General features: G+C 63.0%; 13 protein-coding genes and 1 pseudogene. 5 read left to right on the top strand and 9 right to left on the bottom strand.

Annotated features, from left to right (window positions below):
• The 5 genes and pseudogenes from glmS to rfbB all read right to left on the bottom strand — a co-directional run.
• A pseudogene (gene glmS, locus AB4Y98_RS18340) lies at positions 1-1,385 on the bottom strand (glutamine--fructose-6-phosphate transaminase (isomerizing)); the annotation flags it as partial.
• Positions 1,386-1,534: 149 nt separating this feature from the next.
• Entirely contained in the window at positions 1,535-2,440 is a 906-nt protein-coding gene (gene rfbD / locus AB4Y98_RS18345; protein WP_442244870.1) for a dTDP-4-dehydrorhamnose reductase, read from the bottom strand.
• The gene (gene rfbC / locus AB4Y98_RS18350) at positions 2,437-2,994 is read right to left on the bottom strand and encodes a dTDP-4-dehydrorhamnose 3,5-epimerase (protein ID WP_442244871.1); all 558 of its coding nucleotides are present in this window, start codon (positions 2,992-2,994) and stop codon (positions 2,437-2,439) included. Before rfbC ends, rfbD begins: the two co-directional genes overlap by 4 nt.
• The gene (gene rfbA / locus AB4Y98_RS18355) at positions 2,991-3,878 is read right to left on the bottom strand and encodes a glucose-1-phosphate thymidylyltransferase RfbA (RefSeq protein ID WP_442244872.1); all 888 of its coding nucleotides are present in this window, start codon (positions 3,876-3,878) and stop codon (positions 2,991-2,993) included. Before rfbA ends, rfbC begins: the two co-directional genes overlap by 4 nt.
• A 31-nt stretch (positions 3,879-3,909) precedes the next feature.
• The gene (gene rfbB, locus AB4Y98_RS18360) at positions 3,910-4,965 is read right to left on the bottom strand and encodes a dTDP-glucose 4,6-dehydratase (RefSeq protein WP_442244873.1); all 1,056 of its coding nucleotides are present in this window, start codon (positions 4,963-4,965) and stop codon (positions 3,910-3,912) included.
• Between the two features lie 315 nt (positions 4,966-5,280).
• Here rfbB and AB4Y98_RS18365 point away from each other — a divergent pair, with 315 nt between their 5' ends.
• The 3 genes from AB4Y98_RS18365 (at position 5,281) to AB4Y98_RS18375 (ending at position 8,699) form a co-directional block, all read left to right on the top strand.
• Positions 5,281-6,867, top strand: a complete 1,587-nt coding sequence (locus tag AB4Y98_RS18365) for a hypothetical protein (protein WP_442244874.1) — start codon at positions 5,281-5,283, stop codon at positions 6,865-6,867.
• A 147-nt stretch (positions 6,868-7,014) separates the two neighbouring features.
• The gene (locus tag AB4Y98_RS18370; protein ID WP_369349204.1) at positions 7,015-7,761 is read left to right on the top strand and encodes an electron transfer flavoprotein subunit beta/FixA family protein; all 747 of its coding nucleotides are present in this window, start codon (positions 7,015-7,017) and stop codon (positions 7,759-7,761) included.
• Positions 7,761-8,699: an electron transfer flavoprotein subunit alpha/FixB family protein gene (locus AB4Y98_RS18375; RefSeq protein ID WP_176990682.1), complete on the top strand. Its 939-nt coding sequence runs from the start codon at positions 7,761-7,763 to the stop codon at positions 8,697-8,699. Before AB4Y98_RS18370 ends, AB4Y98_RS18375 begins: the two co-directional genes overlap by 1 nt.
• 53 nt (positions 8,700-8,752) lie before the next feature.
• On the opposite strand, the gene AB4Y98_RS18380 is transcribed toward AB4Y98_RS18375, so the two are convergent.
• The 3 genes from AB4Y98_RS18380 to AB4Y98_RS18390 are packed head-to-tail and all read right to left on the bottom strand — an operon-like array spanning position 8,753 to position 13,261.
• Positions 8,753-10,264: a glucosyltransferase domain-containing protein gene (locus AB4Y98_RS18380; RefSeq protein WP_442244875.1), complete on the bottom strand. Its 1,512-nt coding sequence runs from the start codon at positions 10,262-10,264 to the stop codon at positions 8,753-8,755.
• A gap of 43 nt (positions 10,265-10,307) precedes the next feature.
• Entirely contained in the window at positions 10,308-11,834 is a 1,527-nt protein-coding gene (locus AB4Y98_RS18385) for a glucosyltransferase domain-containing protein (protein ID WP_442244876.1), read from the bottom strand.
• A 35-nt stretch (positions 11,835-11,869) separates the two neighbouring features.
• The gene (locus AB4Y98_RS18390) at positions 11,870-13,261 is read right to left on the bottom strand and encodes a hypothetical protein (RefSeq protein ID WP_442244877.1); all 1,392 of its coding nucleotides are present in this window, start codon (positions 13,259-13,261) and stop codon (positions 11,870-11,872) included.
• A 155-nt stretch (positions 13,262-13,416) separates the two neighbouring features.
• On the opposite strand from AB4Y98_RS18390, the gene AB4Y98_RS18395 reads away from it, so the two are divergent.
• Together AB4Y98_RS18395 and AB4Y98_RS18400 are read left to right on the top strand one after the other, a co-directional pair.
• Positions 13,417-14,391, top strand: a complete 975-nt coding sequence (locus AB4Y98_RS18395; RefSeq protein ID WP_442244878.1) for a glycosyltransferase family 2 protein — start codon at positions 13,417-13,419, stop codon at positions 14,389-14,391.
• Complete coding sequence (locus tag AB4Y98_RS18400; protein WP_442244879.1) at positions 14,388-14,792, top strand: GtrA family protein; 405 nt, start codon at positions 14,388-14,390, stop codon at positions 14,790-14,792. Before AB4Y98_RS18395 ends, AB4Y98_RS18400 begins: the two co-directional genes overlap by 4 nt.
• 33 nt (positions 14,793-14,825) lie before the next feature.
• Here AB4Y98_RS18400 and galE read toward each other — a convergent pair whose 3' ends face one another.
• Positions 14,826-15,842 (bottom strand): UDP-glucose 4-epimerase GalE, encoded by a 1,017-nt coding sequence (gene galE / locus AB4Y98_RS18405; RefSeq protein WP_442244880.1) that lies wholly within the window; start codon positions 15,840-15,842, stop codon positions 14,826-14,828.
• Positions 15,843-15,852: the final 10 nt, after the last annotated feature.

The following is a 15,852-nucleotide window of genomic DNA, read 5'->3' on the forward strand; positions in this document are numbered from 1 at the left end:
CGCGCGCGCACTTCCTGCATGTTGGATTTGACCTTCTCCAGCAGGCTGTCGTTGGGTGCGATCACCACCACCGGCATGTCCTCGTCCACCAGCGCCAGCGGCCCGTGCTTGAGCTCGCCGGCCGGGTAGGCCTCGGCGTGGATGTACGAGATTTCCTTCAGCTTGAGCGCGCCTTCCAGGGCGATCGGATAGTGCAGGCCACGGCCGAGGAACAGCGCACTGCTCTTGCGTGCGAAGCGCTCGGCCCATGCGGCGATCTGCGGTTCCATGTTCAACGCATGCTGCACGCTGCCCGGCAGGAAACGCAGCTGCTCCAGGTAGTCCGCTTCCTGTGCGGCATCAACGCGGCCATGCAGCTTGCCCAGCACCACGGTCAGCTGGAACAGCGCGGCCAGCTGGGTGGTGAACGCCTTGGTCGAGGCCACGCCGATCTCGGCGCCGGCACGGGTGTAGCAGACCAGTTCGCTGGCGCGCGGAATCGCGCTTTCCGGCACGTTGCAGATCGACAGCGTGTGCGTGTGTCCCAGCGATTTGGCGTACTTCAGCGCTTCCATCGTGTCCAGCGTTTCGCCGGACTGGGAGATGGTCACGATCAGGTGCTTGGGATTGGCATACGCGGCGCGATAGCGGTATTCGCTGGCGATCTCCACGCTGCACGGCAGGCCGGCGATGGCCTCGATCCAGTAGCGCGCGGTCAGGCCCGAGTAGTAACTGGTACCACAGGCCAGGATCTGCACGCCCTCGATTCCCGACAGCACCGCTTCGGCATTCTTGCCGAACAGTTCGGCCGGGAAGCCACCAGCGTCGATCGCCGCTTCGATGGTGTCGCCCAGCGCACGCGGCTGCTCGTGGATCTCCTTCTGCATGAAGTGGCGGTACGGGCCCAGCTCCAGGGAGGCCAGCGAGACATCGGAGAGATGCACATCGCGCTCGATCGGCTGATCGTTGCCATCGAAGATGCTCACGCCATCCCGGCGGATCTCGGCGGTGTCGCCCTCTTCCAGGAAGATCACCTTGCGCGTGGCCGACAGCACGGCCGACACATCGGACGCCACGAAGTTCTCGCCCTCGCCCAGACCCACCAGCAGCGGGCAGCCCATGCGGGCGCAGACGAAACGTTCCGGCTCGGCACGGCTGATCACAGCCAGCGCATAGGCACCGGTCAGTTCCTTGACCGTGTGCTGCAACGCGACCAGCAGGTCATCGCCATTCTTGAGATGGTGATGAATCAGATGGGCGATCACTTCGGTGTCGGTCTGCGACTCGAAGGTATAGCCCAGCGCGCGCAGCTTCTCGCGCTGTTCTTCATGGTTCTCGATGATGCCGTTGTGCACCAGCGCCACGCCATGGCTGATGTGCGGATGCGCGTTCGCCTCGGTGACACCCACACATGTCACGCATTTCCTTGAAGACGGTCGCCGCATTCTAGCCTGCGTGTCCGCCAGCCCCCTCCTGTCCGCTTAATGAAAGTGTCCGGAAAGGCCCCAGCAGGGCATATGCAGCCGTTGGATCTGGTCAGTCCAGCAGCTGGATCTCAATGAAGCGCTGGCGCAATCTCTTGCATGACCCGCTTCAACCCATCCTGCCACCTCGGCAGCGCGATGCCGAAATCCTGCTGCAACCTGCTGTTGTCCAGTACCGACCATGCTGGACGCTTGGCCGGCGTCGGGTACTCGGCAGTGGTGATCGCCTCGACTTTCGGCCCCTGCGACAGCACGCCTGTTGCTACCGCTTCCGCAAAGATCGCTTCGGCAAAGCCGTGCCAGCTGGTCTCGCCCTTCGCGGTCAGATGCCACGTGCCCGACAGTGTGCCGTCGTGCTGCAGCGCTTGTGCGGTCACATCGGCAATCAACGCTGCCGGCGTCGGCGTACCGACCTGGTCGGCGACCACACGCAGCACGTCGCGGTCCGCCCCAACCCGCAACATCGTGCGCAGGAAGTTGGTGCTGTGCGAGGCATATACCCACGCGGTGCGGAAGATCAGGTGGCGTCCACCGGCCGCGCGGATGGCCTCCTCACCGGCCAGCTTGCTGGCGCCGTACACGCCCAGCGGGGCGGTCGCATCGTCTTCCCGGTAGGGGCGCGCGCCCTGCCCGTCGAAGACATAGTCAGTGGAGTAATGCACCAGCGGGACGCCGGCCTGCGCGCACCAGCGTGCCAGCACGTCCGGTGCCTCCGCATTCGCACGGAAGGCGGCATCGCGGTCGTCCTCGGCGCGGTCGACCGCGGTATACGCGGCCGCATTGACCACCACCGTCGGCTGCACACGGTCCAGCAGTGCCGCCAGCGAAGCAGGCTGATCGAAGTCGGCCACTTCGCACGCGGTGCCACCGGGCAGCGCACCGCTGCGGGTAGTCGCCACCATGCTGCCCAGCGGGGCCAGCGCACGTCGCAGTTCCTGACCCAGCTGACCGTTGGCACCGAGAAGCAGGATCGTCACGGCTGGTAGACCGGCAGGCGGCCCTCGGCAATGTCTTTCATGAACGGCGCAGCCTCATCCTTGGCCGAGAGCGTCGGGGCGCTGATCGGCCAGTCCACGGCGATGTCGGCATCGTTCCAGCGAATGCCTGCGTCGCTCTCCTTCACGTAGACGTCCGTGCACAGGTAGCTGAACAGTGCACGTTCGGACAGCACTGCGAAGCCATGCGCGAAGCCCTCCGGGATCCAGAACTGCCGCTTGTTCTCCGCGCTCAACACGACCGCTTCCCAGCGTCCGAAGGTCGGCGAACCGCGACGGATATCGACGGCAACGTCGTAGACCTCGCCTTCCAGCACCGTGACCAGCTTGCCCTGCGGCCGCGGCCACTGGTAATGCAGGCCCCTCAGCACGCCCTTGGCAGAGGCGGACACATTGCTCTGCACGAATGCGCCCGGCAGGCCATGCTCGGCAAAACGATCCGCATTCCAGGTTTCGAAGAAGAAACCGCGATCGTCGCCAAAGACGGCCGGCTCGATCACCTTGCAGCCGGAGAGCGCGGTCTCGATCAGCTTCACGGCACCACGCCCCGCAATGCCAGCGAATGCAGGTACTGGCCGTAGCCGTTCTTGATCAACGGCGCCGCCAACGCCTCCAGTTGTTCGGCGGTGATCCAGCCCTGGCCGAAGGCGATTTCTTCCGGGCAGCAGACCTGCAGGCCCTGGCGGGTCTGGATGGTCTCGATGAAGTTGGAGGCTTCCAGCAGCGACTGGTGCGTGCCTGTATCCAGCCACGCATAGCCACGGCCCAGCGCTTCCAGATGCAGGTTGCCCTCGCGCAGGTAACGCTGGTTGAGATCGGTGATCTCCAGCTCGCCGCGCGGCGACGGCTTCAGCTCCGCTGCGTAATCGCTGGCGTTGCCATCGTAGAAGTACAGGCCGGTGACGGCATAGTTCGAACGCGGCTTCTCGGGCTTCTCGACCAGGTCGATGACCTTGCCAGCCTTGTCGAACTCGGCCACGCCGTAGCGCTCCGGATCATTGACCCAGTAGCCGAAGACGGTCGCGCCGGTGTCGCGCTGGTCGGCGTTGCGCAGCACTTCGCGCAGGCCGTGGCCGTGGAAGATGTTGTCGCCCAGCACCAGGCAGCTCGGCTTGCCGCCGATGAAGTCCTTGCCGATCAAATAGGCCTGCGCCAGCCCGTCCGGACTCGGCTGCACGGCGTACTCGATGTTCATGCCCCACTGCGAGCCGTCGCCCAGCAGGCTCTGGAAAAGCGCCTGCTCGTGCGGCGTGTTGATGATCAGCACGTCGCGGATGCCGGCCAGCATCAACACGCTGAGCGGGTAATAGATCATCGGCTTGTCGTACACGGGCAGCAGTTGTTTGCTGACGCCCTTGGTGATCGGATACAGGCGGGTACCCGAGCCACCTGCGAGGATGATGCCCTTGCGTTGAGTCATGCGGTTGTCCTCTGTCTGGTGATCACCGCGCTCAGGCGGTGGTGCCGATGCGCTGCAGGCGGTAGCTGCCGTCGAGCACGCCGTTGACCCAGTCCTGGTTGTCCAGGTACCAGTCCACGGTGAAGCCGATGCCCTGTTCGAAGGTGTACTTCGGCTCCCAGCCGAGCTGATCCTTCAGCTTGGAGGCATCGATCGCGTAGCGACGGTCATGGCCCGGGCGATCGGTCACGTAGGTGATCTGGCTGGCGCGCGGCTGGCCATCCTCACGCGGGCGACGCGCATCGAGCAGGGCGCAGATCGCCTGCACCACCTCGATGTTCTGCTTCTCCGAATTGCCGCCCACGTTGTACGTCTCGCCGACCTGGCCCTTGGCCAGCACGGTGCGGATCGCTTCGCAGTGGTCGCTCACGAACAGCCAGTCGCGCACCTGCTTGCCGTCGCCATAAACCGGCAGCGGTTCGCCGGCCAGGGCCTTGGCGATCACCAGCGGGATCAGCTTCTCGGGGAAGTGATACGGGCCGTAGTTGTTGGAGCAATTGGTGGTCAGCACCGGCAACCCGTAGGTGTGGTGGAACGCGCGCACCAGATGGTCCGAGGCCGCCTTGGACGCCGAGTACGGCGAGTTGGGCGCGTACGCGGTGGTCTCGCTGAACTTGCCGGTCTCGCCGAGGGTGCCGTACACCTCATCGGTGGAGACGTGCAGGAAGCGGAACGCCTGGCCCTTGTCGTCCGGCAGCGCCTTCCAGTAATCGCGTACGGCTTCCAGCAGCGCCAGGGTGCCCACCACGTTGGTCTGGATGAACGCGCCCGGGCCGTCGATGGAACGGTCCACGTGGCTTTCGGCGGCGAAGTTCAGCACGGCGTCCGGGCGGTGTTCGGCCAGCAGGCGGGCGACGAGCGCCTGGTCGCCGATGTCACCTTCGACGAAGACATGGTCCGGATTGCCGTCCAGCGAGGCCAGCGTTTTCAGGTTGCCCGCGTAGGTCAGCGCATCCAGGTTGATGACACGCACGCCTTTGGCGACCGCTTCGAGGACAAAGTTACCGCCAATAAATCCGGCTCCGCCGGTGACAAGCCATGTGGGCACTACCCATTCTCCTGTTCGATGTGCGTGCAGGGGGCCTGCTGGCGCCCCGGCTCAGCGCAACAGGATACATGGCGGTCGTCTTCACGACTGCCCGTGCAGCGTGAACAAGGTCCATCCTTATGGATTGGGATGCGGCATGGTCACGAAACCATACGCATCCGTATTGTCTTACTCCGAGCAACGTCCAGCCCCGTCTGATATCCCATCCGCGGGGCATGCAGCAGCGGTGGCGGCACGCCTCCGTTGCTATGCTTGTTTGCTTATGCGTCCTGTCGGTTGCGGTCGCAGATCGATTTTCCCGTCAGGAGAGATGGTTTGGCCCCGTTCACCCACACGCCCCCGCATCGCACCACTGTTTGGAGGACCCTGCTCATCGGCTTGCTGGTGAGCGCGGCGGGGGTACTCGTTCCACGACTTGCCGGCCTGTCGGAGTTGCCGACCACCGACGAGGGGTATTACGCCTATTTCGGCATGCGGATTGCCAGTGCATGGGCAGGCGGCCACGGCCTACCTGCCGACGGCTATCTGATGCTCTACCCACTCATGACCGCATGGGTATTCGAGCTTCCCGAAAATCCCTTCGTCCTGCTCAGAATGATAGATCTTCTGGTGGCAATGGCGGCCGGCCTGCTGTTCTTCGTGATGCTGCGGAGAGAATCACGTGACACCGCCTTCGCCGCGATCCTGTCACTGACGTTCCTGCTGGCAATGAACGCGCTTGGATTCGTGCAGAACGGATTCAAGAACAGCATATTTCTTTCCTACATTCCGCTGTTTCTGGCAGTCGTGTTGTCCCAGACGGAGCGATCACCCAGCCGCCGTCGTTTTGTCGCCATCGGCAGCCTGGTTGCGTTGGGCGTCCTCATTCGCGAACCTTTCGCCGCGTTTGCGGTACTGGCCGTGGCAGCCACCTGGATTCGCCATGGTGGACGGAACGCCATGCTGGTCTGCGTCGGCGGCGTCCTCACCGCTCTTCTCGTCTGCATTCCCCTCCTCGTGCTCCGTGGAGATGTTAACGCTCTCATTGCCGCATATCGGGATGCCGGCACCATGTTCAGCGCCTTTGAGGACCAGCGATTCGAGTTGTTCGTGAATGCCGCGACCAGTTGGGCGAAAGCGTCAGCATTGCCTTTGGCGCTTTCGGGTGCCGGGGTGATCGCGATCATCGCCTCTTCCACACGACGCGGCCATCGAGATATCTGGGGCCGGGGTTTGTTTTGGATAGCGGTGGCAGGGGTACCACTTATCGAACCAATCATGAAAATAGGGTTTCCGTATCATTTTGCGTCCTCGCTTCCTGGCTTGGCCGGGCTTTGCGCATTTGCATGGCAGGTCTCGATTCGTCCAAAAATCGCATTGCCGGCAGCGACCTTGGTAGCGGTAGCAGCGCTTGTTATGACAGGTCCACAGTGGGTCAAACAACTCCAAGACCTGCCTCGTGCGGCGTCCAACGCCTACATGACCGCCAGGCACGGCTGGCCGACGGACGCGCACGGCTCCTCCAACTACATGATTGCCGCTGATGCCATCCGGCAAGCCTCCCCGAACGGCACTACTCTCAGTGTCAGCGGTTTCATGTTTCCCCTGTTCCCGCTCTCAGGCAAGGTGCCCCCTTCGGCGCAGCTCAGCGACCTGACCTTGGCGCTGATCGACATGCACATGGATCGTGACCGGTTGCTGGAGGCTCTTGTTGCGTGTCCGCCGGAGGTCATCATGACCACGACCCGCACAGAGTGGCCGGGCGCCAAGGAAATTGAAGAGATCGTGGAGTCAACGGGGATGTTCATGAAAGTCGCGACCATTGAAGTCAATCCTTCCATTTCTTATGGCACCTTTGGTGGAGACGTTTATACAAGGGTCGGCACCAACGTGACAGTGTGCCGTTCGGTTGGCGGGAGGTGACTCGCGTCCGCAATCCATACGCATTCGCATGGTTACCCCGGGCCAGTTAGAATCTGGGTCCCCCCGAACCGGTTGCTGTTTCCAGGACCGGGCGTTCCCCTTACTGCGAGCCGGCCCGCGGCCGGTACTACAAGGATCTAGCACCAGATGAAAATCCTCGTCGCGTACAAGCGCGTGGTGGACTACAACGTCCGCATTCAGGTCAAGCCGGACGGCTCCGGCGTCGTCACAGACGGCGTCAAGCTGTCTCCCAACCCGTTCGATGAAATCGCCCTCGAAGAAGCGCTGCGCCTGCGTGACAAGGGCATCGCCACCGAGGTCGTGGTCGCCACGATCGCACCGGCTGATGCCCAGGCGCACCTGCGCAACGGCCTGGCCATGGGCGCCAACCGCGCCATCCATGTGGTGACCGACCAGGCCATCCAGCCGCTGACCGCTGCGCGCACCCTGCTCAAACTGATCGAGAAGGAACAGCCGGACCTGGTCATCTTGGGCAAGCAGGCCATCGACGACGACGCCAACCAGACCGGCCAGATGCTGGCCACGCTGTGGGGCCGCCCGCAGGCGACCTTCGCCAGCAAGCTGGACATTGCCGACGGCAAGGCCACGGTCACCCGTGAAGTCGATGCCGGCCTGGAAACGCTGGAAGTGGATCTGCCGGCCGTGGTCACCACCGACCTGCGCCTGAACGAGCCGCGTTTCATCAAGCTGCCGGACATCATGAAGGCCAAGGCCAAGCCGCTGGAGACCCTGCAGCTGGCCGACCTCGGCGTGGACGCCGCGGATACCTTCAAGACCACCCAGTACGCCGCGCCGGTCAAGCGCAGCAAGGGCGTGATGGTCAAGGACGCGGCCGAACTGGTCGCCGCACTCAAGCAGAAGGGGTTGCTGTAATGACCAAGATCCTCGTTGTCGCTGAACACCACGACGGCAAGCTCAACGCCGCCACCGCCAAGACCGTCAGCGCGGCCGCCGCGATCAGCGGCGCCAGCATCGACGTGCTGGTGCTGGCCGCCGATCCGGCCGCCGTGGCTGCCGAGGCCGCGCAGCTGGCCGGCGTCGCCAAGGTGCTGACCGTGACCAACGCCGCCAACGCGCAGGCGCTGGCCCAGGTGCTGGCCCCGCAGATCGCGCAGCTGGCCACCGGCTACACCCATGTGTTCGGCCCCTCGACCACGTTCGGTAAGGACCTGATGCCGTGCGTGGCCGCGCTGCTGGGGGTCAACCAGGTCTCCGACCTGATGACCGTGGAAGGCAGCCACAGCTTCAAGCGCCCGATCTACGCGGGCAACGCCATCATCACCGTCGAGGTGCCGGCCGACCAGATCGTGGTCGCCACCGTGCGTGCGGCGTCCTGGCCGGAAGCGGCCAAGGGCGGCAGCGCCAGCGTGGAAGCGGCCAGCGTCGATGCGGCCCTGCCGACCCACACCCGCTTCATCGGCCTGGCGGCCGGTGCGACCGACCGCCCGGACCTGCAGAGCGCCAAGCGTGTCGTCTCCGGCGGCCGTGGCGTGGGCTCGGAAGAGAACTTCAAGGTGATCTTCCAGCTCGCCGACAAGCTCGGTGCCGCGGTCGGTGCCTCGCGCGCCGCCGTGGACGCCGGCTATGTGCCGAGTGACCTGCAGGTCGGCCAGACCGGCAAGATCATCTCGCCGGAGCTGTACGTGGCCGTGGGCATCAGCGGCGCGATCCAGCACCTGACCGGCATCAAGGACGCCGGCACCATCGTCGCAATCAACAAGGATCCGGACTCCCCGATCTTCGAGATCGCCGATATCGGGCTGGTGGGGGATCTGTTCACCCTGCTGCCGGAGCTGGAAGCGGCTCTGTAAGTCAAGATGCGCACGAGCCAGGCGGTTACGACCGCCTGGCTTTTTTTTGCGTGTCAGAGACAGACCACCGCATCACCCGATGGCAGGACCGCCGTGAATCCCGTCGCCGGCCACGTGGGAATGGTGTCGCAAACCGCGATGTGCTCCGGCGTCGGCTCGACCGTGTTCAGTTCGTGGCCCGTGGTCATCCGCAGAACGCCCTGCTGCGCGCCGGTCAACGCGAAGGCGGTCATGTTGAGATCCATGTAGGCGGTCGGCAGAGTCGCAGGGTGCGCCCAACGCATGTTGCGGTTAACGATCGCGATACGGCTGCGGTCGTTGAATTCCGGATGCTGGTTGAGCGAGTGGTAGATCTCTGCTGCGAGCACCTTGTCGTAGCCGTTGAGCAACATCTGGTCACTGTGGATGCGGTGGCCAATCGCGGTGGCGCCCAGTATCGAGAGGCCCACCGGAATCGCAATTGCCCACTGCTGCCAGCGCTGCCGGAACAGGTAGAACAGCCAATAGACTCCCATCCCCCAGATAACCACGATGCCCCCCAGCACACGCGGCACGGGCCACCATGCATTGCCGGCCGCGATCACGCCGATGCCTGCCAAAGGAATCAGCGCAGCCAGCAGCAGGCACACCAGCGACTGCCGTGGACGCCGGATGATCACCCATACCACAAAGCTAGCCCAGCCCAGCGCGGCAGCCACCCACATCAGAACTGACGCCACTGGGGCATCTTCAACGATGTAAGGGCGCTTCCAAAGGAAATCAGAGAGCTTCACCAGCTCTTCGAAACGGGAACCCATCATGCTCAACGGCAACAACTGACTGCGGTTGGTTTCGCTCAATCCAAATCCGGCGATGACCAGTTTGTAGGCCACCATGTAAGCAGCAAGGCCGACCAGCGTCATCAACAGCGGGCTGAACAGCTCACGATAGCGACGCCACTCGAAAACGCGCGCCTCCCGGCTCTTTACCATCAATTGGATCGCACCGAACAGCAGCATCAGCGCGATGTAGTTCAGCAGCAGCTGGTACATAGAGAGGGCGAGGACGAGCAGGACGGCTCCCACCCACCACCGGCGTGGTTGACGCGCCACCATGAAAGTGGCGCCAATGCCCATCGCGGTTGCGAGCTGTGCAGTGAACGACGCCTCAGAGAAAGAAAGGATCTCAGCCGAATATGGGTGCAGCGTGATGAGCAGACTGGTCAACACCAGACCGGCACGCGACACCTGGACTTCACGGTCAAACGCAGTGAAGACCAGTGGGACGCTCGCCGCGAAGCACAGCAGGCCAACGCCTTGCAGCAGGGTGCCAAATGTGAGCGCATTGAAGCCCAGGGACTCACCGGCCATGAAGACCATGTACTGGCCAAAACGGCCTTGGCCGAACAGCTGTGACATGGTGGGGAATCCACGCACATAGAAATACGAATCGATCGAAAGACCGTGCTGGACGACGAAGGGGAGACGGGCAAGCAGTGTAATGACGGTAACCGCGATGCAGACCTGGGCCAAACGCGTGACCGGATCGGCGGTCCTGACCGTCGTCAAGGACTGGAAAGTATTCATATGTATCCTGGATTAACTCAAATCTACCAGCGCACAGGCGAGGTCAGATGCAGACAAGCACATCGCCAGACGAACGAGCAGTCGCAAATCCGATGTCTGGCCAAGCGGGGAGGGATTCGCATGCCTTGATATCGGCAGGCAAGGCGGGAACTACATTCAAGGTGCGACCATTGGACAGCTGCAACAGCCCCTTGATGGCTCGTTTGTCCGCAAATGCGGTCAGGTTCAGATCCATCCACGCCGTCGCCAGCGGCAGGGGGTGTGACCAACTCAGGCGGCGATTCACCACCACGACGGCCGTCTGGTCAGTGAAGCCATCGACATGGGTGAGCTCCGTATAGACACGCTGCGCCAACAACCGATCGAATGCGTTCACTTGGATCTGGTCACTGTGCACACGATGCCCGACGGCGGAAAACGCAAGCAGCAATGCACCGCCAGCCGAGCAGATCAGCACGCGCCCGAGCCGGCCATCGGCCAGCCAGGCCAGCCAGTAAATCCCCATGGCCCACGCTGCCACCACGCCGCCCAGGATGCGCGGCGCCGGCCACCACACCGCGCCCACAGCCACGACGCCAATCGCGGCTACCGGCACCAGCAACATCGCCACGATCGGCAGCGCGGCATCGGCGCGCGGCCGCGCCAGCAATCGCACCACCAGGAACATCCAGCCCGTTAGCGCCAGCGCCCACAGCAGAAACTTGGCCGCCGGGCCGTAGGTGACCAATAGCGGCCGGTTCCAGAGGAATCCTCCCAAGCCAGCCACCTCCTGCATCCGCCCGCCCACCTTGGCCAGCGGCAGAAATCCTGCGCGCCCTACTTCCTGGATGCCCAGCGACATCACCAATGCCTTGTGCGCGATCAGATACACGACCAATGCGCCGGCCATCACCATCACCGTGTTGAGCAGCGGCCGGTACTCGGCCCACACGTGCCGCCGCACGTTCCCAACACGCAGATAGGTTTGCAGGAATCCAAACAGGATCATCAGGCCGACGAAATTGATCAGCAGTTGATACATCGACAGTGCAGCGATCAGCATGATGCCGGCCAGCCACCACCATCGCGGCCGCTTGGCCAGCAGAAATACCGCAAGAACACCCATTGAGGTGGCCAGCAGCGCAGTGAAGGAAGCCTCGGAGAACGTGAGTATCTCTGCCGAGAAGGGGTGCAGCGTGACCACCAGGGCGGCCAGGCACAGCGGAATCAAGCGATTCTGCTGCGCGGTGGAAAAGGCGGAGAACATCAATGGCATCGTAAAGGCGAACAGAGCCAACCCGACCCCCTGCAACAACGTTGCAAATGCCAAAGGATCCACGGCGAGCGCTTCCAGCAGCCTGAAGACCAGGAACTGGCCAAAGCGCCCCTGCCCCGCCAACTGCGCCAAGGTCGGCCACCCGTCCAGATAGGCATACGAATCCGTGGACATGCCCGGTGTCAGCACGAAAGGCAAGCGCGCCAACACGGTAAGCGTGGCGACAACGATGCACGCCAGAAGCACCCGACGGCCGCCCGTTGCCGGGAGCAAGGTCGCCCGCAGTCCTATAGTGTGCGCAGCAGCAGCATTCATCGTGTAAACCTCTTGGTTTCTTGCAGCGATTCAGATCAGTAAGTGCTGGAGTTCTGCGGAGATAGCACCCAAACCAGATGACGGTCGATGATCAGCCATTGCGGGACCTCGGCGCGCGTCTCGATTTCCGCCTGAACCTTGGCGCACAACGTCTCTTCGCACTGCCGGGTGTAGAGGGAGAAGTCCTTGTACAGATAATTTCGGAGTGCACGATTGCTGTGAAGCCGCCCCATCAATTTATTGGCGTGAACGTCACCGAAGAGGATGACATCGTCTACCCGTCCCGCATTCTCCGCCTGCGCGCGGGCGATCTCCACGCCAGTACGCTGCATCGCCGGGTAGACGTGGCGTGTATCGGCGTACGTGCCGGCCCATAAAGTCACGCCGGTGTACACCAGTGGCAAAGCAAGCAGCAGACCGATCACGATGGTCTTCCTTTCATGGGCGAGGAAGATCACAGGAATGCACAGCAGCAGCCACAGCCAGACCGTAGAGCGCAACGGCATGGAAAGGCCGGACACGACCGAAAGTGACGCGTCGATGCCCAGCAACAAGCCGCCGAACAGCACCAACGCGAGGCATTGCGGGGCGCGGACGCGAAAACGGAAGCAAAGCAGGTACGCCAGTGCTCCGCCAATCAGCGCCGGCCACATGTCTTTCACGGCGGAAAACCAGCCGAGATAGCGCTCGATGTTTCCCAGCAGTGTTCCGCCGTGCATCAATGGCGTGGCCTCACGCCACGCAGCAGGCCGGATCGAGAAGGTGCCGTGGAAGATGTAGTTCAGTGTAAATACCAGCAGTACCGCGCAGGCAAAACTGGCGACATACACGAAACCGCCGAGAACGACGCTGCGCCTATCGCCCATGCAGCGCGTGGCATACATCAGCAGGAACAGCGGCCCGAATGAGGGGTAGAAAAGAAATCCCGAGACGACTGAAATCGCCATGACCAACCGCCGCGGGCCATCCGACTGGACCCGGAGCATCGCCAAGCAGCCCAAGACGGTGACAACAACACCAGTGACTTGGGTGACCGGCCACTGCATGGTCTCTGCGGTCATCGGCGAAAGAAAAAGCAACAGGGCGCCGAAAACGCCAGCCGATGGCGACACCACACGGCTTATCAGGACGCACATGAGTGAAAACGAGACCAGATACAGGCCGAACGCCGCCCTGATACCGAGGAGGTGACTGAACTGGGCCCAGATGACGTTGCCCCACCGCCCTTCCGAACCCGCCTTGCTCAGGGGCGTCTCGAAGCCTTGATCGAATCCGGACAGAAGCCAATCGAAGTCATCGTGGGCGACGAATGGGGCGGTAAGCTGGCCCAAGCTGTACATGCCCAGCAGGATCAGGACGATGTAACAGATGTAGCTGCGATCCAGGCGATCGAGGGTGATCTCGCAAAAACGTTCAAGTCGATTCAAATTGATACCTCGTCCGTTTCTCATCGTGGCCTGATCTGGCCAGCGACCGGGGGGCAGGGACACGCATCACGCGTCACAGATCCCAACCGTGCACGGCGCCAGGTTCGGGCATATACTACCTGACTGAGTGAATTTTCCTCCAGATTGAGACGGCCATGGCGACCCCCCCAGCGATTGACGACTCGGCGGACTTGATCGACCTTTCAATCGTCGTCCCGGCTTATCGCAGCGAGAAAACTCTGCCCGCGCTGGTCGCCGCCATCGATGCCGCCATCGGCGGGCGTTATTCGCTGGAACTGATCCTGGTCAATGACCGTAGTCCGGACGGCTCCTGGAAGGTGGCCAGCGAACTGGCCCGTACCCATTCCTGGGTCCGGGCGCTGAACCTGCGCAAGAACGTCGGCCAGCACATGGCCATCTTTGCCGGCCTGCGCGAATGCCGTGGCCGGGTCATCGTCACCATGGACGATGACCTTCAGCATGCGCCCTCGGACATCCCCACCCTGGTGGAAGCGCTGGATGACGACCATGACGTCTGCTACGGCAGCTTCCTGGGGCGCAAGCACGCCGCCTGGAAGATCCTCGGCAGCCACTTCAATGACCGGGTGGCGACCTGGCTACTGGAAAAGCCCAAGGGCCTTTACCTGTCTCCGTTCAAAGCGATGAAACGTGGCGTGCGCAACGAAGTGGTCCAGTTCCGCGGTCCTGCGATCTACCTGGACGGCCTGATCCTGTCGGCCACCTCGCGCGTCACCACCCGCACGGTCGGCCACCACGCGCGGGAGGACGGCACGTCGGGATACAGCCTGAAGAAGTCCATCTCGCTTTGGCTGAAGATGGCGACCAGCTTCTCTGTGGCTCCATTGCGGATGGCATCGCTGACCGGCATGACCATCTCGGCGGCGGGCTTCCTGTTTGCCGCCATCATCGTGATCCACAAGCTGTTGGACCCCGGCGTTGCCGTCGGTTGGTCGTCGCTGATTGTCGCCATCCTGATCATGGGCGGTGTGCAGCTGCTGGCCTTGGGGGCCATCGGTGAGTACGTCGGTCGCATTCTGCTCAACTTCACCACGCCCACTCAGTATTCCATCGCCGAACGTGTGGACTCGACGGTGGACACCGGGCTGTGAACCCGGCAGATATGAAGCAGCTGGCCGGCAAGCTGATCCGGTTCGGCGCAGTGGGGGGCATCAGCACCGTGCTGTTCTCGCTGTTGACCTGGTGGCTGGTGAGCAAGGAAAACCTGCACCCGGTATTGGCCACGGTGGTCGCCTACCTCCTGCTGCTGGCGCCCAATTTCGTCGCGCACAAGTACTTCACCTTCGGCGCCAAGGGTGAGACGGCGCGCCAATCCGGCAAGTTTCTGGTGGTGCACGGACTGAACATCGGCCTTTCCGCTGGCGGCATGGCGGTGATTTCGCAGTTGTCGCTGGATTACCGGCTGGGAATCCTCTTTTCCGCCATCGCGGTGCCGGTCATCGTGTTCATTGTTATGAACTTCTGGGTGTTCCGGGTCGCGCCCAAGCACTGATCCTGCCGGCGCGGTCGGTACCGCCGCCGACGCTCAATCGGCCGTTCCGCCAAGGCTCTGCTGCCAGCGCCACGCATCGGCGCAGATCTCCTGCAGCGATTTCTCCGCACGCCACCCCAGCACCTTGTTGGCTAGGCTCGGATCTGCCCAGCACTCACCTATGTCGCCAGCACGGCGTCCTTGGCGCTGATAGGGGATGGGCCGGCCGACAGCGGCAGAGAAGGCCTCGATCAACTCCAGAACCGAGTAACCTCTGCCCGTTCCCAGGTTGAGGGTAAGCTCGCGCACGTCACTGGCGGCCAACGCATCAAGTGCAGCGACGTGAGCCTTGGCCAGATCCACCACGTGGATGTAGTCGCGCACGCCGGTGCCATCGGGAGTGGCGTAGTCGTCGCCAAACACACGGATGTAGTCGCGCTGCCCTGCAGCAGTCTGCGTGATGTAGGGCGCCAGGTTGTTCGGCACCCCGCGCGGCAACTCGCCGATCAGCCCACTGGGATGGGCCCCCACCGGGTTGAAGTAGCGCAGGATAGCCGCTGACAGCCATTGGCCGGGCGCAGCCAGGCAGTCCCGGATCAGCCACTCGCCCACCAACTTGGTACTGCCGTATGGATTTCCAGGGCCCACCACGGCCGTCTCTGCGACCGGACAGGTTTCGGGCTGGCCGTATACCGTGGCAGAGGAACTGAACACCAGATGGCGGCACCCGACCTGCTGCATGACCTCCAGCAGGGTCGCGGTGCCGCCAACGTTGACGTCGTAATAGGTGGCCGGCAGCTGGGTGCTCTCCGACACCGACTTCAATGCGGCGAAATGAATGACCGCATCCGGCTGAAAGGCCTGGACGCTGGCCAGCAGGGCGGACCGATCACGGATGTCCAATTCATCCAGCGACAGTGCCTGGCCACTGATGCGCTCGATGCGCTCGACCATCCAGCGTTCGCTGTTGCAGAAGCTCTCGACGACGTGCACCTCATGACCCGCGGCGATGAGCTCCACCACTGTGTGCGATCCGACGAAGCCTGCGCCGCCAGTAACCAGAACCTTCACTGTGCAATCT

The organism is Stenotrophomonas sp. 2YAF26 (genome assembly GCF_052114625.1).
GTDB classification, from domain to species: Bacteria; Pseudomonadota; Gammaproteobacteria; order Xanthomonadales; family Xanthomonadaceae; genus Stenotrophomonas; species Stenotrophomonas indicatrix.